This is a genomic window from Streptomyces sp. NPDC005820, from assembly GCF_040630255.1.
Lineage (GTDB): Bacteria > Actinomycetota > Actinomycetes > Streptomycetales > Streptomycetaceae > Streptomyces.
In genome coordinates this window covers 115,624-139,063 of record NZ_JBEXXE010000020.1, presented here as the reverse complement: position 1 = coordinate 139,063, position 23,440 = coordinate 115,624, and the positions used below count along the sequence as shown (strand labels likewise).

The 23,440-nt window shown below is 69.9% G+C and carries 21 protein-coding genes and 4 pseudogenes; 18 read left to right on the top strand and 7 right to left on the bottom strand.

Annotated elements, in window-relative coordinates; genetic code table 11:
- Positions 1–654: 654 nt before the first annotated feature.
- The gene (locus ABZ464_RS25100; RefSeq protein ID WP_359279955.1) at positions 655–1,536 is read right to left on the bottom strand and encodes a LysR substrate-binding domain-containing protein; all 882 of its coding nucleotides are present in this window, start codon (positions 1,534–1,536) and stop codon (positions 655–657) included.
- A 71-nt stretch (positions 1,537–1,607) separates the two neighbouring features.
- Here ABZ464_RS25100 and ABZ464_RS25095 point away from each other — a divergent pair, with 71 nt between their 5' ends.
- The 3 genes from ABZ464_RS25095 to ABZ464_RS25085 are packed head-to-tail and all read left to right on the top strand — an operon-like array spanning position 1,608 to position 4,149.
- Positions 1,608–2,813: a thiolase family protein gene (locus ABZ464_RS25095; protein ID WP_359279954.1), complete on the top strand. Its 1,206-nt coding sequence runs from the start codon at positions 1,608–1,610 to the stop codon at positions 2,811–2,813.
- A complete protein-coding gene (locus ABZ464_RS25090) occupies positions 2,810–3,505 on the top strand; it encodes a 3-oxoacid CoA-transferase subunit A (RefSeq protein WP_359279952.1) in 696 nt (231 codons plus the stop codon). The genes ABZ464_RS25095 and ABZ464_RS25090 overlap by 4 nt, the downstream gene beginning before the upstream one ends.
- Entirely contained in the window at positions 3,502–4,149 is a 648-nt protein-coding gene (locus ABZ464_RS25085; RefSeq protein ID WP_359279950.1) for a 3-oxoacid CoA-transferase subunit B, read from the top strand. Before ABZ464_RS25090 ends, ABZ464_RS25085 begins: the two co-directional genes overlap by 4 nt.
- A gap of 450 nt (positions 4,150–4,599) precedes the next feature.
- On the opposite strand, the gene ABZ464_RS25080 is transcribed toward ABZ464_RS25085, so the two are convergent.
- The gene (locus ABZ464_RS25080) at positions 4,600–5,076 is read right to left on the bottom strand and encodes a CocE/NonD family hydrolase (RefSeq protein WP_359280035.1); all 477 of its coding nucleotides are present in this window, start codon (positions 5,074–5,076) and stop codon (positions 4,600–4,602) included.
- Between the two features lie 863 nt (positions 5,077–5,939).
- On the opposite strand from ABZ464_RS25080, the gene ABZ464_RS25075 reads away from it, so the two are divergent.
- The 7 genes and pseudogenes from ABZ464_RS25075 to ABZ464_RS25045 all read left to right on the top strand — a co-directional run bounded on the left by ABZ464_RS25075 (position 5,940) and on the right by ABZ464_RS25045 (position 13,439).
- Positions 5,940–8,687 (top strand): AAA family ATPase, encoded by a 2,748-nt coding sequence (locus ABZ464_RS25075; RefSeq protein ID WP_359279949.1) that lies wholly within the window; start codon positions 5,940–5,942, stop codon positions 8,685–8,687.
- Positions 8,688–8,785: 98 nt separating this feature from the next.
- Complete coding sequence (locus tag ABZ464_RS25070) at positions 8,786–9,610, top strand: alpha/beta hydrolase (RefSeq protein ID WP_359279948.1); 825 nt, start codon at positions 8,786–8,788, stop codon at positions 9,608–9,610.
- Between the two features lie 20 nt (positions 9,611–9,630).
- Entirely contained in the window at positions 9,631–10,455 is an 825-nt protein-coding gene (locus tag ABZ464_RS25065; protein ID WP_359279946.1) for an alpha/beta hydrolase, read from the top strand.
- Positions 10,456–10,474: 19 nt separating this feature from the next.
- Positions 10,475–11,272: an alpha/beta hydrolase gene (locus ABZ464_RS25060; protein ID WP_359279945.1), complete on the top strand. Its 798-nt coding sequence runs from the start codon at positions 10,475–10,477 to the stop codon at positions 11,270–11,272.
- Positions 11,273–11,335: 63 nt separating this feature from the next.
- Positions 11,336–12,127: an MBL fold metallo-hydrolase gene (locus ABZ464_RS25055; RefSeq protein ID WP_359279943.1), complete on the top strand. Its 792-nt coding sequence runs from the start codon at positions 11,336–11,338 to the stop codon at positions 12,125–12,127.
- Positions 12,128–12,565: 438 nt separating this feature from the next.
- Positions 12,566–12,835, top strand: a pseudogene (locus tag ABZ464_RS25050) (ABC transporter permease); the annotation flags it as partial.
- A 295-nt stretch (positions 12,836–13,130) separates the two neighbouring features.
- The gene (locus ABZ464_RS25045; protein ID WP_359279942.1) at positions 13,131–13,439 is read left to right on the top strand and encodes a hypothetical protein; all 309 of its coding nucleotides are present in this window, start codon (positions 13,131–13,133) and stop codon (positions 13,437–13,439) included.
- Here ABZ464_RS25045 and ABZ464_RS25040 read toward each other — a convergent pair.
- Positions 13,418–13,633 carry a hypothetical protein gene (locus ABZ464_RS25040; protein ID WP_359279940.1) on the bottom strand — a complete coding sequence of 72 codons (216 nt, stop codon included), beginning with the start codon at positions 13,631–13,633 and terminating at the stop codon, positions 13,418–13,420. The two genes, ABZ464_RS25045 and ABZ464_RS25040, sit on opposite strands and share 22 nt — an antisense overlap.
- Positions 13,634–13,855: 222 nt before the next feature.
- Here ABZ464_RS25040 and ABZ464_RS25035 point away from each other — a divergent pair.
- Both ABZ464_RS25035 and ABZ464_RS25030 read left to right on the top strand, forming a co-directional pair.
- Positions 13,856–14,334, top strand: a pseudogene (locus ABZ464_RS25035) (dihydrofolate reductase family protein).
- A gap of 239 nt (positions 14,335–14,573) precedes the next feature.
- Positions 14,574–15,263, top strand: a complete 690-nt coding sequence (locus tag ABZ464_RS25030; RefSeq protein ID WP_359279939.1) for a transposase — start codon at positions 14,574–14,576, stop codon at positions 15,261–15,263.
- A gap of 680 nt (positions 15,264–15,943) precedes the next feature.
- On the opposite strand, the pseudogene ABZ464_RS25025 reads toward ABZ464_RS25030, so the two are convergent.
- Positions 15,944–16,315 (bottom strand): annotated as a pseudogene (locus ABZ464_RS25025) (transposase family protein); the annotation flags it as partial.
- 107 nt (positions 16,316–16,422) lie between these two features.
- Between ABZ464_RS25025 and ABZ464_RS25020 the strand changes: the two are divergent.
- Entirely contained in the window at positions 16,423–16,587 is a 165-nt protein-coding gene (locus ABZ464_RS25020; RefSeq protein ID WP_359279937.1) for a hypothetical protein, read from the top strand.
- Between the two features lie 362 nt (positions 16,588–16,949).
- Entirely contained in the window at positions 16,950–17,534 is a 585-nt protein-coding gene (locus tag ABZ464_RS25015; protein WP_359280034.1) for a transposase, read from the top strand.
- Here ABZ464_RS25015 and ABZ464_RS25010 read toward each other — a convergent pair.
- The 3 genes and pseudogenes from ABZ464_RS25010 to ABZ464_RS25000 form a co-directional block, all read right to left on the bottom strand.
- Positions 17,532–18,182 (bottom strand): annotated as a pseudogene (locus tag ABZ464_RS25010) (transposase family protein); the annotation flags it as partial. The gene ABZ464_RS25015 and the pseudogene ABZ464_RS25010 sit on opposite strands and share 3 nt — an antisense overlap.
- A 109-nt stretch (positions 18,183–18,291) precedes the next feature.
- Entirely contained in the window at positions 18,292–18,456 is a 165-nt protein-coding gene (locus ABZ464_RS25005; RefSeq protein WP_359279935.1) for a hypothetical protein, read from the bottom strand.
- Positions 18,423–18,740, bottom strand: coding sequence for a hypothetical protein (locus ABZ464_RS25000; protein ID WP_359279934.1), 318 nt, complete (start codon positions 18,738–18,740; stop codon positions 18,423–18,425). Before ABZ464_RS25000 ends, ABZ464_RS25005 begins: the two co-directional genes overlap by 34 nt.
- A 224-nt stretch (positions 18,741–18,964) precedes the next feature.
- On the opposite strand from ABZ464_RS25000, the gene ABZ464_RS24995 reads away from it, so the two are divergent.
- Genes ABZ464_RS24995 through ABZ464_RS24980 form a run of 4 tightly spaced genes read left to right on the top strand, consistent with a single transcriptional unit; the run spans position 18,965 to position 23,389 of the window.
- Positions 18,965–20,029 carry a hypothetical protein gene (locus tag ABZ464_RS24995; protein ID WP_359279932.1) on the top strand — a complete coding sequence of 355 codons (1,065 nt, stop codon included), beginning with the start codon at positions 18,965–18,967 and terminating at the stop codon, positions 20,027–20,029.
- A 15-nt stretch (positions 20,030–20,044) separates the two neighbouring features.
- Positions 20,045–21,220: a toxic anion resistance protein gene (locus ABZ464_RS24990; RefSeq protein ID WP_359279931.1), complete on the top strand. Its 1,176-nt coding sequence runs from the start codon at positions 20,045–20,047 to the stop codon at positions 21,218–21,220.
- On the top strand, positions 21,217–22,800 hold the full coding sequence (locus tag ABZ464_RS24985; RefSeq protein ID WP_359279930.1) for a VWA domain-containing protein: 1,584 nt from the start codon (positions 21,217–21,219) through the stop codon (positions 22,798–22,800). The genes ABZ464_RS24990 and ABZ464_RS24985 overlap by 4 nt, the downstream gene beginning before the upstream one ends.
- Positions 22,787–23,389, top strand: coding sequence for a hypothetical protein (locus ABZ464_RS24980; RefSeq protein WP_359279929.1), 603 nt, complete (start codon positions 22,787–22,789; stop codon positions 23,387–23,389). The genes ABZ464_RS24985 and ABZ464_RS24980 overlap by 14 nt, the downstream gene beginning before the upstream one ends.
- Positions 23,390–23,440 lie beyond the last annotated feature (51 nt).

The window sequence follows — 23,440 nt, the reverse complement described above, 5'->3', positions numbered from 1 at the left end:
GGTCTGCTTCATGTGCGGGCGCGCCAGCTGTGCTGTCCCGCGAGACTCCGGACGCCGCACCGGCAGCCTGCACCGCCCCGAGCGGTGCTGCCGCCGCCTGCGACCATGTCACGGCCGACCGTGCCGGCGCATGAACGTGGCTGCCATGTTCCGGAAGCGCTCCGCGAGGGAGAGAGGTGACAGTCACCCGCCGGGGGAGGCAGTTCCAGCAGCGGCCGGAACCGCCTCCTTCTCACGAGCCGGTTGAGGGCGCGCCCGGCTCGAGGTGCGTGCGGAACCTCGACAGCGCGGCGGAGAACGGGATCGTCACCGAGAAGGACCCTAACGGTGATGCCATGCGTCCAACCCGCCGGCGAGTGCTCGGCGGCGCGCGGTGACCGGAGACCCGGCCCCGGCGGTGCGGAGGACCCCTGCCCCGGCCGTGCTCGGCCACCTGCTCGGCGCTCGCCCGGGCGGGCTGCCCCCGACGCAGGAGAGCGACGCGCCCGCACCGCACCGCCCAGGCCGAACGCCGGGCCGCGGCCTGCGGGGGTACGGTGAGATCCGTGACCTCTGATTCATTTGGCCGCTCCCTCGACGACCGGTCAACCCTGGAAAGGGAGCCGTGGGGCCAGTTGGGCACAGGCCTTGCGCCGTATGCGGCGGCGGGACGTCTCACAATGCCGCCCGGATGATCCCTACGGTACGCACCAAGTGGGGTTCGCAGCGGTCGGCCCGGTGGGCGACGGCCAACTCCACACGTGCGTCGGCCCCGATCAGCGGCAGGTACGTGACCCCGTCGAGCGTCAACGCTGTCACGGGGTCGGGCACGACGGCGATGCCCAGGCCGCCGGCCACCAACGTGATGAGCGTGGAGGTCTCGCCGACTTCGTGGCGGATGTGCGGCTCGATGCCGGCGTCGCGCAGCAGGCTCAGCACGACGTCGTACATCACGGAGCGGCGGTCGGCGGAGTGCACGATCAGGTCGGCGCCGGCGAGGTCGGTGACGCGCAGCCGTTTCCGGCGGGCCAGGGCGTGGTCGGCCGGTACGGCGACGACGAGCCGGTCCCGGCGCAGGGTGTGCACGGTGAGGGAGAGATCGGCCGCCACGGGGCGCAGCAGCGCGACGTCGATCGCGCCGACGCGCAGCGCCTCGGCCTGGTCGGGCGCGAGCATCTCGCCGCGGAAGGAGAAGTCGACGCCGGGCAGTTCCTCGGTGAGTCGGCGCGATAGCGCGGGCAGGAGGCTGTATGTCGCCGAGCCCACGCAGCCGATCGTGAGGTGGCCCACCGAGCCGGCGGCGACGAGCCGTGCGTGATGGGTGGCCTCGTCGACGTCGGCGAGGATCGCCCGCGCCCTGCCGAGGTAGGCCCGGCCGGCCTCGGTGAGGTCGACGCGGCGTGTGGTGCGGTGGAGCAGCTCGACGCCGAGCTCGGCCTCGAGTTGGCGGATCTGCTGGGAGAGCGGTGGCTGGGCCATGTGGAGCCGTTCGGCGGCGCGGCCGAAGTGACGCTCCTCGGCCACCGCCACGAAATACCGAAGGTGCCGCAGATCCATATATCATCCATATCAATCAGTGCGGATATACATACTTCAGAATATCGCCGAAGCAGCCTAACTTCGGTCTCATGAGTGCTTTCATCTATTCCGCGACCCGGACGCCGTTCGGCCGGTTCAACGGCGCCTTGGCCGCTGTCCGCCCCGACGACCTGGCCGCCGCTGCCATCACCTCGACGCTCGCCCGGGTGCCGGGTCTCGACCCCGCCGCGATCGACGACGTGGTGTGGGGCAACGCCAACGGCGCCGGTGAGGAGAACCGCAACGTCGGCCGCATGGCGGCGCTCCTCGCCGGCCTCCCGGTGAGCGTCCCCGGCACCACGGTCAACCGCCTGTGCGGCTCCAGCCTCGACGCGGCGATGACGGCCAGCCGCACCATCGAGTCCGGCGACGCCGAGGTGGTGCTCACCGGCGGCGTGGAATCGATGACGCGTGCGCCGTGGGTCCTGCCCAAGCCGGCGAAGCCCTTCCCCGCAGGTGATGTCACCGCCGTGTCGACCACGCTCGGCTGGCGGCTGGTCAACCCGCGGATGCCGAAGGAGTGGACGGTCAGCCTCGGCGAGTCCAACGAGCAACTCCACGAACGCTTCGGGATCTCCCGCGAGCGGCAGGACGAGTTCGCCGCCCGCTCCCACCAACTCGCGCACGCTGCCTGGGAGTCGGGCTTCTACGACGACCTGGTGGTGCCGGTCGACGGCGTCGACCTGACCCGCGACGAGGGCATCCGGCCCGGATCCACACCCGAGGTGCTGGCGGGGCTCAAGCCCTCCTTCCGTACACCGGAGCAGGGCGGGACCATCACCGCGGGCAACGCCAGCCCGCTCAACGACGGCGCCTCCGCGGTGCTGCTGGGCAGCGAGAAGGCCGCGGCCACGATCGGGGCCGACCCGCTCGCCCGCATCGCCGGCCGCGGGGTGATGGCGCTGGAGCCGCAGTCCTTCGGCTACGCCCCGGTCGAGGCCGCGAACCGTGCGCTGGCCCGGGCCGGGATCGGCTGGGACCAGGTCGGCGCGGTCGAGCTGAACGAGGCTTTCGCCGTGCAGTCGCTCGCCTGCGTCGACGCGTGGAAGATCGACCCCGCCCTCGTCAACCAGAAGGGCGGAGCCATCGCGATCGGCCACCCGCTGGGGGCCTCGGGCGGCCGCATCCTCGCCACCCTCGCCAAGGTGCTGCGGGAGACCGGCCGGCGCTACGGCGTCGCCGCGATCTGCATCGGGGTCGGCCAGGGCCTGGCCGTCGTCCTGGAGAACTGCGACGCAACGGGGGCGGACCGGTGAGCCGGGCGGAGATCGTCCAGAGCACGGACGCGGCGATCGCCGGTATCGAGGACGGGGCGACCGTCCTGGTCGGTGGCTTCGGCCTGGCCGGTATGCCGTTCGATCTGATCGAGGCGCTCATCCGGCAGGGCGCGAAGGACCTCACCATCGTGTCCAACAACGCGGGCAACGGCGACGTGGGACTGGCCGCACTGCTGGCCGCCGGCCAGGTGCGCAAGGTGGTCTGCTCCTTTCCGCGCCAGGCCGACTCCTGGGTGTTCGACGACCTCTACCGTGCGGGGAAGATCGAACTGGAGGTGGTGCCGCAGGGCAACCTCGCCGAACGGATGCGCGCGGCCGGGGCCGGGATCGGCGCCTTCTATTGCCCGACCGCGGTCGGTACGCCGTTGGCCGAGGGCAAGGAGGTGCGGGAGATCGACGGCCGCACCTATCTGCTGGAGTTCCCGATCAGAGGCGACTACGCGCTGATCGCCGCGCATGCCGCGGACACCATGGGCAACCTGGTCTACCGCAAGACGGCGCGCAATTTCGGCCCGGTCATGGCCACGGCCGCGACGACGACGATCGTCCAGGTCGACCAGGTCGTCGAGCCCGGGACGCTCGATCCGGAGGCGGTCGTCACCCCGTCCATCTACGTCGACCGGATCGTCCAGGTGACGGCCCGTCACTACACCGTGCAGGGGGCACGATGACCACCACGTCCACCGACCCCCAGCTCTCGATGGACGAACTGGCCGCCGTCATCGCACGCGACATCCCGGCAGGCTCTTTCGTCAACCTAGGCATCGGGCAGCCCACCAAGATCGCCGACCATCTTCCGGCCGATTCCGGAGTGGTGCTGCACACCGAGAACGGCATGCTCAACATGGGACCGAAGGCCGAGGGCGACGCGGTCGACCCCGACCTGACCAACGCGGGCAAGGTCCCGGTGACCGAGCTGCCGGGGGCGGCCTATTTCCATCACGCCGACTCCTTCGCCATGATGCGCGGCGGACACCTCGACGTCTGCGTCCTGGGTGCGTACCAGGTCGCCTTCAACGGCGACCTCGCCAACTGGCACACCGGAAAACCCGACGACATCCCCGCCGTCGGCGGCGCCATGGACCTCGCCATCGGCGCCAAGGACGTCTACGTGATGATGACCCTCTTCACCCGCTCCGGCGAGCCCAAGCTCGTGCCGCACTGCACGTACCCGCTCACCGGCCTCGGCTGCGTCAGCCGCGTGTACACGGATCACGGCGTCTTCGACGTCGGCCCCGAGGGCATCCGCATCCGCGAGACGTACGGCAGCAGCGCAGACGAGCTCGCCGAGCGACTCGGCATCACGCTGCCCTAGTGCTTTCCGCGCAGCCTCGTACATGCCGGCGGCCTTGGCGCCCCCAGGGGGGACCAAGGCCGCCGACTGATCCGGGCTACCCACCGACACGGCACGCGCCTTCGGCCGCCCCCTCATGGACGACGACGGGGCGCCGCCGGTCGGCCTCAGGGACGTCCTGGTCGAGCGAGCTCGACGGCTGTGCCGAGGCTCGGCTTCGGATTGCGCTCGAAGGTCTTCTGGTCGAGGGCGAGCAGGCAGACAGTCCGCTTTGGGAATGGACCCGCACCGCATGCAAGACCGTCCGCGTCCGCGACCACGTCCGGGTCGTCGCCGGGGACACACCGAGGCGGCCGGCGAACGCGTGGCCCGCCATCGCCTCGACGCCTGACACCACCGTGCCCGGCTCCACGACTTCGGCCGCATTGTCTACCGGTGCAACGGATCGGTTGACTCGCCGTCCGCTTCTTGTCAGTCCGCAGTCACCACGGGCAGGACGATGCGGGAGGGCCGGGCGGGGTCGTGGAAGATCTGCTGGCGGGCCGCTCGGGCCGTAGTCGCGCTCTCCTCTGACTTGCCGGTGTTGAGGTTGCGGTCCCCGCGCGGGAAGTTGCTGGAGGTGACCTGGAGGCGTATGCGGTGCCCTGCCCGGAAGACGATGCTGGTCGACCACAGGTCCACGACGTGCTCGGCGGACTCACCCGGTGTCGCTTCCCGGACCCGCACGATGCCGTCGGTCACATTGCGCGAGACGCCGTGCTCGTCGACGTCGCACAGGCGGGCCACCCAGTCGGTCGACGATCCGTCGGTGGAGGCGAAGAGCACCGCCCGCACACGGCCGGTCACCTCGACGTCCTTGGTGAGCGGTTCGGTGGTGAAGACGAGGACGTCCTCGCGCGCCTCCACGGCCGTCTGGTCGAGCGGACCGGGCCGGAAGTCGTCCGTCAGCAGAAGCGCCCCGCTCGCGCGTGATGATGCGCTGGTTGAGGATCACGGCCGGCTCGGGGATGTCCTTGAGGCGGCCGGGGCCGTGAGCCCACGGCGTTCCCTCTCCGGCCGCCCGTACTGCTCCTGGTGAGACCCCGGACTATCGGTCCTCACCGGGAACGCGGTACCGCCGGCGGCCGGAGAAGCTGCCGGACGAACCGCCACCTCGGCGGCAGGGGCCACATCGGGAACCGCGGAGGTGATGTGGGACAGGCCGTGTCGCGCAGCGGGCTCGCTCGGCTGCGCCACGGCAGCTGCAGGTTCGTAAGCCGGGACCACCGGCGGCACCTGCCGCTCCACCGGCTCCCCACCCGGCCCCGCCTCGGGGATGACGAGGTCTGGGCGAACAGGCTGACTGGTGACCGGCTCCGGCACGGGGCCGCTCGGTACCACCTCGTCGGTTGGCTGGGTGGTCACCTGCGGTGCGTTGAAGCACAGTCACAAGTGCTGCGGTTATTGCTGCTGGCTCGTCCTGGCAGGCCCGAGTTGGCGGTATATGGAGGGAGGACCGCCCCGGGGACGGTGGGTTCAGCCCCCTCGGGACGCCACAGATACCGGTCGGATTCGCGCGTTGGCCCTTCACTGAGGATGGGGGGCCGCCTTGCCGGAGGTGGTGGGCGATGGGCGGTGCCGCCTGGTGGGTCCGGTCGATGGAGGAGCAGCGAGAAAGCGGAGGGAGGCATATGACTTGTGCAATGCTCATGCAAGTCCCGGCGAGCATATGCAGTATGGGCGGCATCAGGGGAGGTTGCGACGCAGTGGATGTGTGTGGGGGACCGCGTTGCCGTTGAGCTTGTCACCCCACCCTTCTGAAAGGCGTCCGTGTGCTGCTCAAGGGGCGGGTCAGGGAACGTGAAGCCCTCGACCGGTTTGTCGCAGATCTGCGTGAGGGATTGAGTGGTGCCGTCCTTCTTCGAGGTGACGCAGGCATCGGCAAGACCGTCCTGCTGAATCATGCGACCGCGGAGGCGGCCGACCTTCGTGTGCTGCGGGTGGCAGGGGTGGAGGCGGAGTCCCGGTTCCCTTTCGCGGCGCTGCACCGTCTGCTCGTGTCGTTCCTCGACGGTCTCAAGGAGCCCGGCGCGTTACCTGAGACCCAGCGCGCGGCGCTGCGGGTGGCGTGCGGGCTGGCCGACGGTCCGCCCGCCGACCCGTTCCTGGTGGGGCTCGCGACACTCACGCTGCTGGCGGAGGCCGCGAAGCAGCGGCCTGTTCTGGCCTGCGTCGATGACGCTCAGTGGCTCGACGAGGAGTCCTTCGGCGTGCTCGCCTTCGTGAGCCGGCGGGTGCACGCCGAGGGCGTCGGCCTGCTGTTCGCCGCGCGAACCGGTTTCGACGCGCCTGCGGGCCTTTCATGCACCGAGGTCGTAGGTCTGGAGGACGAGTTCGCTCTGGAACTGCTGCGGGAGACCGTCCCCGGACAGCTCGACACCCGTGTCGCGGCGCGCATCGTGGCCGCCACGGCCGGGAACCCGCTGGCGCTGGCCGACCTGGGGCAGGAGCTGTCCGCAGACCAGCTTTCCGGAGGGCTCGTGCTACCCGAACCGCTGCCGGTGGGCGGAAGGTTGGAGGCGCACTACCTGCAACAGGTCCGCGAGCTGCCGGAGCCGACGCAGACCTGGCTGCTTCTCGCCGCCGCCGAGCCGGGGGGCGACCTCGGCTACCTCATGAGCGCGGCGCGTCGGCTCGGGATCGGTACGGAGGCTTCAGGACCGGCGGAAGCCGCGCGTCTGCTGGTGCTGCGCGCCGCTGCGGAGTTCCGCCATCCGCTGGTTCGGTCGGCTGTGTACAGCGGCGCCACCAGCGTCGAGCGAAGGCGCGCACATCGCGCGCTCGCGGAGGTGACCGACCGCCCGGCCGACACCGACCGGCGGGCCTGGCACCTCGCCGCCGCCGCGATCGGGACAGATGCCGCCGTCGCCGCGGAAGTGGAACGGGTGGCCGACCGGGCGGGCGCGCGGGGTGGCTACGCCGCCCGCGCCACCTTCCTGACCCGGGCAGCCGAGCTGACGCCGCAGGGCGAGGTGCGAGCGGGGCGGCTGCTGGCAGCCGCCGAGGCGGCGTTGCGGTCCGGGGCGCCGCTTCAGGCGGAGTCGCTGCTGGACGGCATCGACGCGGAGCTGCTCGGCGATGTCGGCCAAGGCCGGGCGCTGCTGGTCCGGGCGACCACGGCCATCGCGCTGGGCCGAGCGGACTCGTTCGCGCAGGCGCCGGCGCTGTGCGTGCGCGCCGCGCAGTTCCTCTCCGACGGTGCTCCGGACCTGGCCCGTGAGGCGCTCCTCAGGGCGATCGACCGCGCCATCACCGCCGAGCATCTGATGCAGGACACGACGCCGGCTGAGATCGCCCGGGCTGTGGAGACGCTGGTGCCGCCCACCGGCGAGGCGACCGGCGTCGACCTTGTGCTGCGCGGCTTCGCGGCCCTGGCCATCGACGGCTACGAAAGCGCCGTCCCCCACCTGCGGCGGGCCTGCGCCGTGGTGCTGGACCCGGACACCCCCGAGGAAGCGGTACTGCGCGGCTATCTGCCTGCCATCACCATGTCGATGATCCTGTGGGACGAGCAGACGCACACCGCTGTCATCGGGCGGGCCGCTGACGTCGCCCGGGGGGCCGGAGCCCTGTGGCAGCTGGACACCGCCCTGTACTGCGCCACGATGTCCGAGACCAATCTCGGCGAGTTGGCCGCTGCCGACGACCTGCTGGCCGAGGGGCATCAGATTCGGGCGGCTATCGGCGCCAATGACGACGTGTGGGCCATATACCGGCATCCCGAACTGCTCGCCTGGCACGGTGAGCGTGAGGACCTGGACGCCGTTCTACGTGGATCGATGGAGGCTGGTACCTGGCTGGGCAGCGGCGCGGTCGAGTCCATCGCCCGCATCGGCATGATGGTGCTGGCCCTCAGCCGCGGCGACTACGCCGAGGCACGCACCATCGGGCACGAGCTGATCGAGCACGACGTGCTCGGGGTGCATTCCCGAGTGCTCCCTCACCTTGTCGAGGCAGCCGTACGCTGCGGCGACCGGGTTCTGGCCACGGCCGCGCTGAGAGCATTGGCATCCCGGGCGAAGGCCTCCGGCACGCCCTGGGCCTCGGGCCTGCTGGCTCGCTCAAGCGCGTTGCTCGCAGCCGTCAGCGACGCGGAGCCGCTGTACCGTGAGGCGATCGCCCTGTTGTCGGACACCAGAGCGCGCTCCGATCTCGCCCTCGCCCACCTGCTGTACGGCGAGTGGCTGCGTCGCCGCAAGCGCCGCAAGGACGCCCGCGAGCACCTGCACACAGCCGTCGCGATGTTCGACGCCATGCGGGCCACGGCATACGCGGCGCGCGCTGCCCAGGAACTCGCAGCCACAGGGGCCCACCCCCAGCGCGGGACGGCCGGACCGACGAACACGCTCACCTCGCAGGAACAAAAGATCGCCCGCCTCGCCAAGGGCGGTGCGACCAACGCCGAGATCGCCGCCCAGCTGTACATCAGCGCCAGCACAGTCGATTACCACCTGCGGAAGATCTTCCGGAAGCTCGACGTGACGTCTCGGCGTCAGCTCAACCAGGCCTTGGACGACTGAGTCCCGTCACGACTACGTGCTCCACGGGATTCGAGCATCGTCCGTCCTGGCACACGCTGAGGTGACCGGACAGCAGGTCCCGCAGACGGGAGCAATCCATGCCATACGTCACCGCAAGCGACGGAGCGCAGATCTACTACAAGGACTGGGGCACGGGCCGGCCGGTCGTGCTCAGCCACGGCTGGCCGCTCAACTCGGACAGCTGGGAGGCGCAGCAGCTGTTCCTCGCATCGAGCGGCTTCCGCGCCATCGCCCACGACCGCCGTGGCCACGGCCGGTCCGCCCAGACCTGGCACGGCAACGAGATGAACACCTACGCCGACGACCTCGCCACCCTCATCGACACGCTCGACCTGCGCGACGTGACGCTCGTCGGCTTCTCCACCGGCGGCGGCGAAGTCGCCCGCTACATCGGGCGGCACGGCACCGACCGTGTCGCGCAGCTCGTGCTGGTCTCCGCCGTACCGCCCTTCATGCTCAAGACCGACGACAATCCCGGGGGCGTACCGATCGAGGCGTTCGACGCGATTCGCGCCGGGTCCCTCGCCGACCGCTCGCAGCTGTACCGGGACCTGGCCGACGGACCGTTCTTCGGCCACAACCGACCCGGTGCCGACGTCTCGCAGGGCATCCGGGACGCGTTCTGGCGCCAGAGCCTGCAGGCCGGACACCGAAACGCCTACGAATGCATCGCGGCCTTCTCGGCCACCGACTTCCGCGCCGACCTGGACGCTGTCGATGTACCCACGCTGGTCATCCACGGCGACGACGACCAGGTCGTGCCCTTCGAAGTGGGCGGCAAGGCATCGGCGGACCGCATCAAGAACGCGACGCTGAAGATCTATCCGGGAGCGCCGCACGGCATCACGGACACGCACAAGGAACAGCTCGGCGCCGACCTGCTGGACTTCCTCAACTCCTGACTCCGGAAGGGAACCACCGCATGATTCCCGAAGATCAGCCCCGCCGCCGCGTCCTCGGCGGCCTGCTCGCGGCTGGGGCGGTCACGCTCGGAGCCGCCCCCGCCTCGGCCTCCGCCCGCTCGGGGCGCGGCGGGAGACCGACCGTCGTGCTCGTGCACGGCGTGTTCGCCGACTCATCCGGCTGGAACGACGTCATCACGCGCCTGCTCAAGGCCGGATTCCCGGTCCTCGCCCCCGCGAACCCCCTGCGCGACCTGGCGGGCGACTCCGCGTACGTCTCCAGCGTCATCGACACCATCCCCGGCCCCGTCATCCTGGTCGGCCACTCCTACGGCGGCGAGGTCATCACCAACGCCGGGCGCGGTCACTCCAACATCAAGGCATTGGTGTACGTCGCCGCGTTCGCGCCCGACGAGGGCGAGAGCGCGCTGCAACTGGCCGGCATGTTCCCGGGCAGCAAACTGGCTGACGCGCTGGTGACACGCCAGTTTCCGCTGCCCGACGGCACCACCGGCACGGATGGCTACATCGACCTGGAGAAGTTCCACGAAGTCTTCGCAGGAGACCTGCCGGCCTCCGTCACACGGCTGATGGCGGCCACCCAACGCCCCGGCAGCGTGGGCGGACTGGCGTCGGCCAGCGGCGTGCCGGCTTGGAAGAGCCTGCCGTCCTGGTACGTGATCCCCACCGCGGACAACGTCATCCCGGCCGCGGCGCAACGCTTCATGGCCAAGCGCGCCGGGAGCACGACCGTCGAGGTGAAGGGCTCCTCCCATGTCGTGATGATGTCCCATCCCGACACCGTCGTCCGCCAGATCCTGGCCGCCCACCGAGCCACCCGTTGACGCCCGGGAAGGAACACCGATGACCGCACCGGACACCATCGTCCTGATCCACGGCTTCTGGGTGACCCCTCGCAGCTGGGAGCACTGGATCCACCACTACGAGAAACAGGGCTACCGCGTACTCGCGCCCGCCTACCCCGGCTTCGACGTCGAGGTCGAGTCCCTGAACGCCGACCCGACCCCGATCGAGAAGGTGACCGCACCGCAGATCATCGAGAACCTGGCGAACGTGGTCCGCGGCCTCGACAAGCCGCCCGTACTGATCGGTCACTCCGCCGGCGGGGCGTTCACCCAGGTACTGCTCGACCACGGCTTCGGCGCGGCAGGAGTGGCCATCAACTCCGCACCCACCGAAGGCGTGCGGGTGGTCCCGCTGAGCCAGGTGAAGTCCACGTTCCCCGTGCTGAAGAACCCTGCCAACCGGCACAAGGCGGTCGGCCTCACCCATGAGCAGTGGCACTACGCCTTCACCAACACCTTCTCCGAGGAGGAGTCCCGGGCGCTCTACGAGCGTTACGCGATCCCCGCGTCGGGCCACATCCTGTGGAACAGCGTGCTGGCCAACTTCCAGCCCGGCCACCAGGACATCTGGGTGAACTATCACAACGACGACCGTGCACCGCTGCTGTTCCTCTCCGGCGAGCTGGACCACCTCATGCCGCCCGCGGTTCAGCAGTCCAACGCCCAGCACTACAAGTCGAACACCGTCACCGAGGTCAAGGTGTATCCGGGGCAGCCGCACCTGATGCCGGCCTCGCCAGGCTGGGAAGAGGTCGCGGACCACGCGCTGGCGTGGGCCCTGTCCCACGCCAGGTAGCCACCAACACGCCCGGGACGGCCGCCCTGCCCGCCGTCCCGGGCCACCGGAAGGGATCACCGCATGACCGACGTCTGCGTCACCCACATCGGCGGCCCGACCACACTGATCGAGGTCGGCGGCTGGCGGCTGCTGACCGACCCCACATTCGATCCCCCAGGGCGTCGCTATTCGTTCGGCTGGGGCACCTCCTCCCGCAAGACGTCCGGCCCCGCCCTCGCCGCCGCCGACCTGCCACCGGTCGACGCCGTCCTACTCACCCACGACCACCACGGTGACAACCTCGACACGGCCGGGCGCGCCCTGCTGCCGACCGCAGGCGCGGTGCTCACCACAGTGTCCGGAGCACGACGACTCAGCGGCGACACCCGTGGACTGGCACCCTGGACGACCACACGCCTTGAGGCCCCGGGACGCATGACGATCGACGTCACCGCGACCCCCGCCCGCCACGGACCGCCGCTGTCCCGGCCGATCACCGGTGACGTCACAGGTTTCGCGCTCCACTGGAAGGGCCAACGGCACGGCGTGCTGTGGATCTCCGGAGACACCGTCCTCTACGACGGCGTACGACACCTGGCCCGTCGCCTGAACGTGGGCACCGCGCTGTTGCACATGGGCGGCGTGCGCTTCCCGCTGACGGGCCCGATCCGCTACACCATGACGACTGCTCAGGCCGTGGAACTGTGCCGTCTGCTCACCCCGCGAACCGCCCTGCCCGTCCACTACGAGGGCTGGCACCACTTCCGCGAGAACCGTGAAGCCATCGAACGGCACCTGGCCTCCGCCCCGGCCGAGATCCGGCGCAGCTTCCGCTGGCTGCCCGCCGGAACGGGCGTTGACATCACCGTATGAAGACACCAGTCCACTCAGACGCTCCTGGGCCGCGACGGCAAGGGTCCGTGGGCGTCGCCCGCCGGGAGATTCCGCACGCGACGAGGCAACTGATCGCGTTCGGCATCTGGCGGTGTCGGTACCCTCGGCTGCCCGCCCCCGCCCCCGCCCTCGGTGCCTGGCCGATACCTGCAACCGCCGAGCGGACCGCCCATTCCGCGTCCGTCATGTCCGACGGATACAGGCGCACCCGGTCCGGATGATCGGCCGCGTTGCCGTACACGTGCTCGAAAAGGGCGCGCGAGTTGAGATCAGTCGCCGTGAGCGCGCTCTCGTGGCTTTTGGACGGTGGGCGATGACCTGTATGGGGCAGAGGGGCTGGACGAGCGTGGTGTGGCGGCGACGTCGCCAGAATCGGGACTGTTCCATCCGGTTGAGGGACGTTCAGAGGTCCCGCCGACGAAGCTGCCCGAGTGGTTGCAGACCGTCGGGCAGGTCTTCCCCGTGTACTGGCTCGGGCTCGGCCTCCGCTCTGCGCTGCGCCCGGCCGAAGCTGTCGCCGCCGAGATCGGGGAGCCCTGGCGGCATCTGGAGACGGCCGGGGTGCTGAGTGTCCGGGCGGTCGCAGGGCTGCTGCTGGCCCCGTCCGTACTGCGCAGAACGGCCCGCCGCGAGTCCGGTTCGGCAGTGGCGGAACGGCGCCGGAAGGCAATGCAGCGGGTCGGCTGACAGCAGCCCTGCTTGCGCAGCCAGCCCCCGTGTCGTGCAACGCAAGATGTCCGACTACTTACTCGAACGAGCTGAACACCTTGCCTGGCCCCAGCCCACCCGAACCGGCACCGAGCCGTCCGTATCACACTCGCGCGGCGGCGCCGGCCGCCGATCTGGTGCAGGTCGCGGGCGGATTCCGCGCGGGTGCCGGCGTGCTCGGCGGTGTCGAAGTACGGCGCCCACGGCGGCATGTCGCGATGCCTGACTGAAGAGGGGCAGAAGCTCCCGCCCGGCTCAGCCGTACCCACACCGGGTGGCTGAGCTGGTTTGGTTCCGTCAAGGGCCGCTGCGCCAGGCGATGGACGACGTCCGGCGCTTCGTGGCGGTGCTCTCCGCCCGGGTCCGTGACGCGCACGCCGCCGTGGAGTTCGGCATCAGCCGCGCGCAGGCGTACCGGCTCCTGGACGGCGCCCGCGCCCTGTCCGCGATCAGCGGTGCCGTCGCCGACAGCACCGAGACGTCTCGCGTGCGAGACACCGGCCCGGCGCGGGGCCGCACATGCGACCCGCAGGCGGTCGTCTGCCGGTCAAGGACCCTGCTTCACCTGCGGGGGCGGCCCTGACGTACGGCAGGACGAGAGAAGAAGCCTGGCTCGACGTCCTGGACCTCAGCGATGCCGGAGGGGTGGTAGAGCTGCTCCAGCACACGGCCCACCCGATCCGCCTCCTCACGGGCCTGCGCAAGGACATCTCCGCGCTCCGCAACGAGCCGGTTGTAGATGGGATCCAGAGCTGCGGACATGCCGTCTGTCGTCATGCCCGGCACCCTACGGCGCACCACTGACAGCGCCGTCCTTCCCACGATGATCACGAAGTCCGTGCCCGCCCCGCCATGCGCCCCAAGCAGCCGCAGCTACGCAGCCCACACGACGGGGGACCTGAAGGCGACCCGAATCAAGGAGTCCAAGTGCGATGAGTTTCGTCATGGTTCCTCGTCTGTATCCACAACACGCCATCCACCGCACTCGAGGAGAGCATCATGACCGCGATCTACACCTGGGACGTCTTTTCCACCCTCGACGGCTACGGCTCCTACGGTCCCGACGGCGACTGGGGCGGCTACTGGGGCAAACAGGGCCCTGAGATGCCGACCTCGACCCGGTGAACTCCCGGATGCGAAGCCTGCCGACAACGGTGGTGTCGACGACGCTCGCAGGACCCTTCGCATGGCCGGACGTGACCGTCGTGGCCGCCGACGCCGTCGGCGTCGTCGCCCGGCTCAAGAAGGAGTCCGAGGTGCCGTTGCGCTCACACGGCAGCCTGTTGTTGAACAGGGCGCTGATGGCCGCAGGGCTCGTCGACCGCATCCAGGTGACGATCTTCCCTGTGATCAGCGGTCGGACCGGGACCGCCCCGATCTTCGAGGGCACGGCCGACTTCGACCTCGAGCTGATCGAGAGCCGGACGTTCGACGGCCACACTCAAGAGCTCATCTACCGACCCACCCTGCATACCTGAACACAACCACGCACTGCACCAGGTCCAGCAGCTGAACCTGCCCCTGCAGTTCTGGGTCCGACATGCCGCACCCATCAGGAACTTGAACGCGCCCTGACCTTCGTGAGTACTACCCGGCCGCCCTCGTTGCCTCAAGCGTGCCCCCCGCCCGCGGTGCGGCATCGAGGCCGAGGTCGAGCGGCTTCGGGACATCTTCCACGCCGACTGACCTGCACCACCCGCCCCAGGTCGAGCAGGCCATGGGGCACCAGACACTGGCTCTCATCCAACAGCTCGACGCCGCCTGCAACAGCGTCGACGAACTCGCGGCGGCAACGGAGGATGCATTCCTCGCTCACCCAGACCCCGACATCATCACCAGTTTCCCGGGCCTGTCGGTGCTGTCCGGAGCGTGCGTCCTCGCAGAGATCGGTGACGATCGCGATCGCTTTGCGGACGCCAGAGCGATGAAGGCATACGCCGGTGCCGCCCCGGTGACACGAGCTTCCGGCCGCAGCCACGTCGTCGTGGCCCGTACGGTGGAAAATCAACGCCTGGCCGCAGCCGGTCACATGTGGACCTTTGCCGCTCTCCGATCAGCAGAGCCGAGGGCCCACTACGACCGCCGGCATGACGGCGGCGAACGACATACCGCCGCTCTTCGGAACCTGTTCAACAAGCTCCTCGGCTGCCTCTACCACTGCCTGCGAACCGACACGTTCTGCAACCCCGGACGCGCCTTTCGCCAGCCCCGTCATGCCGGCCGCATGACCGTCCACGGCATAGCCGGAGCCACGGTCAAGAGATCAGCCGACCCAAGAGCCGGGGAGGTCTGCGCGGACGACCTCAAGAGAGGCGGCTGTGTGACCGCGTACATGGATCCAGCAGTGATCCTGCAAGCCGTCCCGGCGCAGCAATCGGCCAGGAGCCGCGTACCAGCGCACGGGTGAGTCCCTTTCGCTCGCCCACATCGGATGGTCAGGCAGGTCGATGGGGGAGTAGCGAGCCTGGAGGTCAGGCACCAGTGCGTCTGGCAGCTCGCAGGCGTCGTACCGGTGCCGGCTGCAAGAAGCGTTTCACTCAGCACCAGCTCGACCCACGCCAGGGACATCCGGTCGAGGAAGGGAATCCAGCCCTGGTGCGACTCCACCACTCCCGGAGGGTCGTCCTGCTCGATATGGGTGAGAGGGATCGCCCACGACGCACAGTCCTGGTTCTCGCGGCGGAAGACCAGGACACCGTCAGGGCTTCGGCGACGTAAAGCCCGGCCGGCGGGACCAAGGGATCCTGCTGCCGGGCCAGGGCGTCTCGTCGGCCCAAGAGCGCATATCCCTCTCGCAGGGTGACGGGAAGTTCGAAGCCGAGATCGTTCTCTGCGGCAGCCAGCTCGGCCACAGCACAACCGTCCTCGGACCGCGGAGGACGGCCGATCCACTCACCACTGAACCAGCGCACGACGTCCCAGGCCTGCGAGGGGTCGGTCACCCCGCCCCTCAGTGCCACTGACACATCAGGGCCATCCACCATGCTCAGGACGCTACAGCCGGCACGGACAGGTGACCGGGCGGGAGCAATGCTCAGCCGGAGTCGGCCGGCCAGCTCAACTTGACCCGCCGGCGACATGAGATGTCTTCGACTGCTCCGCGATGGTGTGGTCGCGGGTGGGGACCAGAGTGCCGTCCACGATCAGCACGGTGTCTTTGGGGAACCGCTTGCGCGGTCGCAGCGCCATCGACGGCCCGAGATGATCAACGATGCGACCGACTGCGGACTTCGAGGTTCCGAATGGCGGGGCGAGCTGGCGCAGCGTCAAGTTGATGCGCCAGTACGCCGCGACAAGCAGGACACGGTCCTCCAGGGGAAGGCTCCACGGCCGGCCTCGGCGGGCGACGTCCGCTCCCTCGCGGCGCATGGCGGTCACGAGCTTGCTGAAGCAGCGCGGGCTCAGCCCGGTGAACGGCCCTATCCAGGACGGCTGCAACGCCGTGATCACCCTAGCCACGCGTTGATCATTCCATTGCTGCTTCAATGCCAGGGCAGAACTCCTCACCGGCCTTCCGGACCGTCGGCCAGGCGGCGCCGCCACCAGCGGTCGGAACGCCACTGACGATGAGCCGCGAACTGATCCGGCAGTGGGCGCTCGACATACCTGACGTCCAGGGCATGCACTCGGTCCTTGAGCTCGGCCAGTGGCCTGGGTGGCAACTGCCGCAAGACTTCCTCAAGCACGTCGCGGGCGTGTCGGACGTCCTCGAAGGAACAGCCACGGCATGAACACCCCGTCTCCTGCGGATAAAGAGGTCGTCTGCCCGGTGGTTGCAGGAACGCTCTATATCGCCGCAGCGCGCGGTCGGCAGCGCCGGGGTAGAGGTAGTAGTCGTTCGAGAGTCTCTCTACCCGGTCTATCGCAACGCTCGTTCGGGACGAGAGGCCGTGGATCCGCTCTGGGGGCAAGCTCCAAGGGACACGAGGAGACTGTTCGGCGCGTAGCGCGCCGGGCCGTCTACGCGGCATCGGCCTTTCGGTACAAGGTCATGAGCATCATCATGCCAGCATCTGCTCTTCGGTGACGGCCAGGATCCTGGCTCTCGCGCATCCACGCCGTCGGCGACCGCACTCACACCGATCCGGTCACGATGCGGGTGGTGGCCTGCCAGCTGCACGGCACCGGTCGGGCGGCCGAGGAGTACCGGCTGGTGACCACACTGAGCGATGCCCGCCGCTGTCCCGCCCGCCAGCTGGCCGCGCTCTACCAAGAGCGCTGGGAGGCGGAAGCCGTCTTCGCCGAGCTCAAGACCTATCAATGCGGAGCCCGCTCTGTGCTGAGCAGCAAGACCCCCGACGGTGTCGTGCAGCAGGTCTGGGCCCATCTGCTCGTCCACCACGCACTGTGTGAGCTGATGATCGGAACCGCCGCCACCCGGGGCCTGGATGCCGACCGGATCTCCTTCACCGAAACCCTGCGCTCCGCCCGGCGCAGCGTGACCGTCACACCGGGCAGTCTTTCCCCTGAGCTGCTGGTCAGAGCCCTTGTCCTGCTCCAGCACGACTTGCTCGAACGCCTCCTGCCGCACAGACGCCTGCGCAGCCAGCCCCGCGTCGTCAAACGCAAGATGTCCAACTATTGGCTCAAACGGGCCGAACACCACACCTGGCCCCAACCCACCCACACCGGCACCCGAGCAGTCCGCATCCAACGACCCCAACCCACGAATGCATAAAGCAACGGCATGGCGGGCAACGGCCTGGACCGCGTGATGAAGACCGTCGCCCCGCTGGCGGCAGTCGCGGAGGATCTTGTAGTTCTTCATCCGCCCGATGACGTGTGCCACACGCGCACCGACCTTGCGCTGCTCGCCGTTGTATTCCTCCTCTGCCTGGAGCAGAGCCCTTCCTGGGCGTTTGCGGTGGGGTACCGCCATCCCGCAATTCAGATAGGCGCCGTCGCCCAGCACCGTCACACCCTGGCAGTGCCGACTCAGCCCGGACGCCCGCCAGGCATGGGCGTCCGCGGTGGTGCCCGGCACCGGCCGCGCGGCCGCGATCACCAGCCGGGGTGTCCGCATCCACGATGACCTGCGCGTTCACCGAAAACCGGTAGTTGCGGCTGGAGGCCGCCACACTCCGGTCCCGCAGCGGAATCAGCGTGCCGTCCACGATCCGCAACCGGTCTGCGGCCTCCGACGGGCGGTCGGCGGGCTCGATCGCGAGCAGGGGACCCAGCCGTTGGATGACCCGGCAGACCGTGGAGGAGGAGACACCGAACAGCGGGCCGAGCTGCCGCATCGTGAGGTTCGTCCAGTAGTAGACCGGTAGCTGACCGCGACCATCAGCACCCGCTCGGCCAGCGGCAGCGACCACGGCCGGCCCCGCAAGGTGGGTGCACGAGGCCGAGCGCGAATTCAACCGGCCGCGCCGGCACGGGCGCCGAGACCGACGGGCCACCTCGAACCCGCAGGAAGTCCGACTGCGGCCGGTTCAGTCGTGCCGGGCGAGCTTGACGGCGGAGATCAGCAGGATCACGGCCAGCGCTGGGATGAGGACCAGGTCCGAGAACACCCCGAGAAGCAGACCGCCCAGTACCGTGCCGGCGACCGAGCCCGCGGCCATCACCGCGGTGAAGCGGCGGTTCGTGCCAAGCACCGCGAAACTGCCGTCCCGGCTGTAGCGGCGAAGGCCACCAGCATGGTTGGCAGCGACACCAGCAGAGACAGGCTCCCCGCAGTCTTGATGTCCACCGCGAACAACAGCACGATCGTCGGGATCAGCAGCTCACCGCCGGCCACTCCCATGATCGCCGCGACCACCCCGATGCCGAACCCGGCCGACATCCCGCACGGAACCTGGGCCCACAGCGGCAGCGCGAGAGACCTCACGGTGGTGGCATGCGTGACCAGCGGGGCCGCGGCCATGAGCACCATCAACATGGGCCCTGGCCTCGACGAACGCGAGAGTGGCCAGGTCCTTGACCTTCCTGGGGACCCCCCGAACGGCCCCGGTCCGCGTGCACCCGCAGCGACGCGCGGACCGGGCGCCATGCACCGCGTCGGCTTCGCGCCCGGCAGGGGCGTTGCAGGGCCGGGGCTGGTGTGTCACCGTCCGTTCACCAGGGACACCCCGGAATGTGGGGTTCCGGGAGCAGTCTCCACCTGTGAGACGAATCATGGGAATCGTCCTCGCGGTACTGCTGATGGCGGGTGTGGTGGTCGCCGTCGTCGCGGGTCGCAGCGATGAGGACAAGGGCACGGCAACGAAGACCGTGCGGATGGTGATCGGGTCGGAGAAGGCGGAGTTCTTCGCGGATCCGGACGTGGTGAAGGCCCTCGCCGCCAAGGGCTACACCGTCAAGGCCGAGACCTCCGGGTCCTGGGCCATGGAAGGGTTGAACCTCAAGGGCTACGACCTCGCGTTCCCCAGCAGCCAGGCGCCCGCCGTCGAGCTCGCGGCCACGTACAAGGTGCAGGGGACCCTCCCCCGCCCCTTCTACTCGCCCCTTGTCGTCGTGGCGCACAAGAGCGCCGCCGGGGTGCTCGCGGCCAACGGCCTGGCCACCCTGGACGCGGCGCACCGCGGCACCCTGAAGATGGCCGCCTATCTGGACGCGGCCCGCGCCGACCGGACCTGGCAGCAGCTCAAGGGCGCCGAGAAGTACGGGGAGCTGACCGGCACCCTCTACCTCTCCAGCACCGACCCGGAGACCTCCAACTCCGGTGCGCTCTATCTCGCCGCCGCCTCCTACGTCGCCAACGGCGGCAAGGTCGTCGCGAGCACCGCCGAAGTCGACAGGACCGCGCCGCTGCTGCACAAGCTGGTCAGCGTCCAGGGCGCCCAGCAGTCCAGCACGGACGCGGCTTTCCGCGACTTCGTCAGCGGCGCCGGCAACCCGCTCGTCCTGGTCTACGAGTCGCAGGTCGCCTCCCTCCTCGCGGACGGGCAGCAGCCCGACGACCTGGTGGTCCTCTACCCGGACACCACCGTCAACAGCGACCACACCGCCGTGCCGCTCACCGAGAACGGCTCCGGACTCGCCCAACTCCTGTCCACCGACCCGGGGTTGCGCAAGCTGGAGATCCGGCACGGGTTCCGCCCGCAGGGCGTCGCCGCCGAGTTCGCCTCGGCCGGCACCTACCTCAAGCAGCAACTGACCGGCGTCCGCCAGGCGCCCGTGCCCACCTCCGCGGTGCTGCACGAGCTGGCGCGACGGGCGCGCGGATAAGGGGGACAGCAGCAGATGAGCAGCACCGACAACGACTTCACCCTCACCCCGCCCGAGGCCGTCGCCGCCGTTCCGCGCGAGCGGGCCGGCGGACTCGTCCCCGTGGACGACGGCGTCCGCACCGACATGGCGGCCAAGGCAGCCGCCTACGTCGACGGACTCGCCGCCCTCGATGCCCGCTCGCCCGAGTTCGTCGGCAAGGTCGGCGAGATCACCGCGCTCGGCGCGGGCGAGATGCGCACGGCCGCCGCACAGTCCAACCGCATGCTGGAGCGGACCGTCCGCAGCCTGCCCGACAAGGGCGGCGACGCCCAGTCGAAGGTGGCCGGCTCGCTGGTCGAACTCCGGCGCGTGGTCGAGGACCTGGACCCGCGGGACCTGTCGGCGAGCAAGGGCCGCAAGTTCCTCTCCAAGCTCCCCGGCGGCAACAAGCTCCGCGACCACGTCGCCAAGTACGCCTCCGCGCAGGGCACGTTGCACAAGATCGTGGGCTCGCTGCGCGGCGGCCAGGACGAACTGCGGCGCGACAACGCCGCGTTGCAGACCGAGCGGGTCCGGCTCTGGGAGACCATGGGCAAGCTCCAGGAGTACATCGTCCTGACCGACGCCCTGGACTCCGCCGTCGAGCAGCAGATCTCCGGCACCGAGCTCGCCGACCCCGAGCGGGCCGACAGCCTGCGCGCCGACGTCCTCTTCCCGGTCCGGCAGAAGCACCAGGACCTGCTCACCCAGCTCGCGGTGTGCGCACAGGGCTACCTCGCCATGGACGTCGTCCGCCGCAACAACGACGAGCTGATCAAGGGCGTCGACCGGGCCGCCACGACCACCGTCTCGGCGCTGCGCATCTCGGTCATGCTGGCCTCCGCGCTCGACACCCAGAAGAAGGTCATCGAGCAGGTCAACGCCCTGCGCGGCACCACCGAGGACCTCATCCGGGGCAACGCGGAGATGCTGGCGACACAGAGCGGGGAGATCCAGCGCATCGCCGCCGACCCGGCCGTCGGCGCCGAGACCCTGCGCTCCGCCTTCCAGCAGATCTACCGCACCCTCGACGCCATCGACACCTACAAGGTGCAGGCGACCGAGGCCATGGCGGTAACCGTCGAGAACCTGACGGCCGAACTCCAGCAGGCCGGCACCTACCTGGACCGCAGCCGCTCCCGCAGCGCGCTGGAAGGCGGCCTCTCATGAGACGACCCCCCAGGCCCCCTCGGCCCCTTGGTCCCCTCCGGCCCCTTCGGCCCCTCCTCGCGCTGACCGCCCTCGCCGTGCTGCTCACCGCCTGCTCGGCGGTGGCCGACGGGGACGAGAAGGACCCCGCCGCGCCCCGGCCCGGCACCCTCCGCGTCCTCGCCTCCAGCGAGCTGAGCGACATGGCCCCCGTGCTGGAGCAGGTCCGCGAGGACACCGGCATCACGATCCGACCCACCTACATGGGCACGCTCGACGCCGTGAACCTGCTGGCGAAGCCCGGCACGGACGGCAGGTACGACGCCGTCTGGCTGTCCTCCGACGACTATCTGCGGCTGCGCCCCGACGCGGCGAAGAAGATCGTGTCGGAGACTCCGATCATGTCCAGCCCGGTGGCCATCGGCGTGCGGACGGCGACCGTCGCCTCCCTCGGTTGGAAGCCCGAGCACGTCACCTGGTCGCAGATCGAACAGGCGGTCCAGGACGGCGAACTCACCTACGGCATGACCGACCCGGCGCGCTCCAACTCCGGTTTCTCCACGCTCGTCTCGGTCGCCTCGGCGCTCTCCGGAGCCCAGTCCGCGCTCACCGACGCGGATGTCGCGAAGGCGACCCCTAGACTGAAGGAGTTCTTCAAGGGGCAGCAGCTGACCTCGGGTTCGTCCGGCTGGCTGGCGAGCGCGTACGCCCGGCGCGGCGACGTCGACGCGCTCCTCAACTACGAGTCCGTGCTCAAGGGCATCCCCGGGCTGACCGTGATCCGCCCCACCGACGGCGTCGTCACCGCCGACTACCCGCTCTCCTCCCTCGCCGCGACCGACGCGACGACCCGCGACAACGTCAAGCGGGTGACCGACGCGCTGCGGACGGAGGCCCTCCAGCGGCTGATCACCGCCAAGACGCACCGCCGCCCGGTCGTCGCCTCGGTGCCGCCCGCGGCCGGACTCGACACCGCCCGCCGGCGCGAACTGCCCTTCCCCAGCACCCGGTCCGTCGCCGACGGTCTCCTCGACGCCTACGAGAATGACCTGCGCCGCCCCTCCCGGACGGTGTACGTCCTCGACACCTCCGGCTCGATGCAGGGCGACCGGCTGCGCCGCCTCAAGACCGCCCTCACCGACCTGACCGGCGACTTCCGGGACCGCGAGGAGGTGACGCTGATGCCGTTCGGGTCGGACGTGAAGAGCGTGCGGACGCATGTCGTCAGCCCCGCCGACCCCGACGCCGGGCTCGCCGCGATCCGCAAGGACACCAAGGAGCTGTCGGCCGACGGGGACACGGCCCTCTACACGTCGCTGGAGAAGGCGTACGACCACCTCGGCGCCGACCGGGACGCGTTCACGTCGATCGTGCTGATGACGGACGGCGAGAACACGGCGGGCGCGAAGGCCGGCGACTTCGACGGCTTCTACAAGAGCCTCAGCGCCGAACGGCAGGACATCCCCGTCTTCCCCATCCTCTTCGGCGACTCCGACCGGGGGGAGCTGGAGCACATCGCCGAACTGACCGGCGGCCGCCTCTTCGACGCCCAGAAGGGCTCGCTGGACGGCGCCTTCGAGGAGATCCGTGGCTACCAGTAGGTTCGTCGGATACCTGGAGTCCCGCAAGAACATCGCCGGCAGCGCGGCGGGACTGGCCGGCCTGGTCCTGACCTTCACGGGCGTCGCGGGCCCGTACTGGCCGGTCGTGGTCGTCGGTCTCTATGGCGCGGGCGCGCTGATCGCCCCGCCGGAGCGGCCCCCGCTGCCCGACTTCCCCGACCCGTCCGCCCAGCTCGACGAAGTGCGCGGCGACTTCGAACGCCTCGGCGCCTACCTCGCGGAGGTCGACCTGCCCCCGGCCGCCGCGGGCCGCCTCACCGAACTCACCGGCCTGCTGACCGCCCTCCTCGAACCCGGCTGGGTCGCGGAGATCCTGGCCCAGGACCCAGAGGGCGTCCACACCCTGTCGAGGGCGGTGCGGCACGACGTTCCCGAGGCGGTCGACACCTTCGTACGAACGAGGTGGTGGACACGGCTGGCACCGGGCCAGGATCCCCCGGAGCGCCACCTGGAACGCCAGTTGACCCTGCTCCAGGAGGAGGCGGAGCAACTGGCGGGCGCGCTGCGCGAAACAGAGGCCAGACGCCAGGAAACCCACACGCGTTACCTGGAGGACCGCTCGCAGTAGCCGCCTCGGGGGCGCGGGTCCGTATCGATCACGGGCGAGCGTCCGTCGTTG

Bases quoted from the DNA above. Each gene is read 5' to 3' on its own strand.
- ABZ464_RS25100 (WP_359279955.1), bottom strand. From the start codon at position 1,536: ATGGATCTGCGGCACCTTCGGTATTTCGTGGCGGTGGCCGAGGAGCGT.
- ABZ464_RS25095 (WP_359279954.1), top strand. From the start codon at position 1,608: ATGAGTGCTTTCATCTATTCCGCGACCCGGACGCCGTTCGGCCGGTTC.
- ABZ464_RS25085 (WP_359279950.1), top strand. From the start codon at position 3,502: ATGACCACCACGTCCACCGACCCCCAGCTCTCGATGGACGAACTGGCC.
- ABZ464_RS25070 (WP_359279948.1), top strand. From the start codon at position 8,786: ATGCCATACGTCACCGCAAGCGACGGAGCGCAGATCTACTACAAGGAC.
- ABZ464_RS25065 (WP_359279946.1), top strand. From the start codon at position 9,631: ATGATTCCCGAAGATCAGCCCCGCCGCCGCGTCCTCGGCGGCCTGCTC.
- ABZ464_RS25060 (WP_359279945.1), top strand. From the start codon at position 10,475: ATGACCGCACCGGACACCATCGTCCTGATCCACGGCTTCTGGGTGACC.
- ABZ464_RS25055 (WP_359279943.1), top strand. From the start codon at position 11,336: ATGACCGACGTCTGCGTCACCCACATCGGCGGCCCGACCACACTGATC.
- ABZ464_RS25040 (WP_359279940.1), bottom strand. From the start codon at position 13,633: ATGACGACAGACGGCATGTCCGCAGCTCTGGATCCCATCTACAACCGG.
- ABZ464_RS25030 (WP_359279939.1), top strand. From the start codon at position 14,574: ATGGGGCACCAGACACTGGCTCTCATCCAACAGCTCGACGCCGCCTGC.
- ABZ464_RS25020 (WP_359279937.1), top strand. From the start codon at position 16,423: ATGAGCCGCGAACTGATCCGGCAGTGGGCGCTCGACATACCTGACGTC.
- ABZ464_RS25015 (WP_359280034.1), top strand. From the start codon at position 16,950: ATGCGGGTGGTGGCCTGCCAGCTGCACGGCACCGGTCGGGCGGCCGAG.
- ABZ464_RS25000 (WP_359279934.1), bottom strand. From the start codon at position 18,740: ATGTTGATGGTGCTCATGGCCGCGGCCCCGCTGGTCACGCATGCCACC.
- ABZ464_RS24990 (WP_359279931.1), top strand. From the start codon at position 20,045: ATGAGCAGCACCGACAACGACTTCACCCTCACCCCGCCCGAGGCCGTC.
- ABZ464_RS24985 (WP_359279930.1), top strand. From the start codon at position 21,217: ATGAGACGACCCCCCAGGCCCCCTCGGCCCCTTGGTCCCCTCCGGCCC.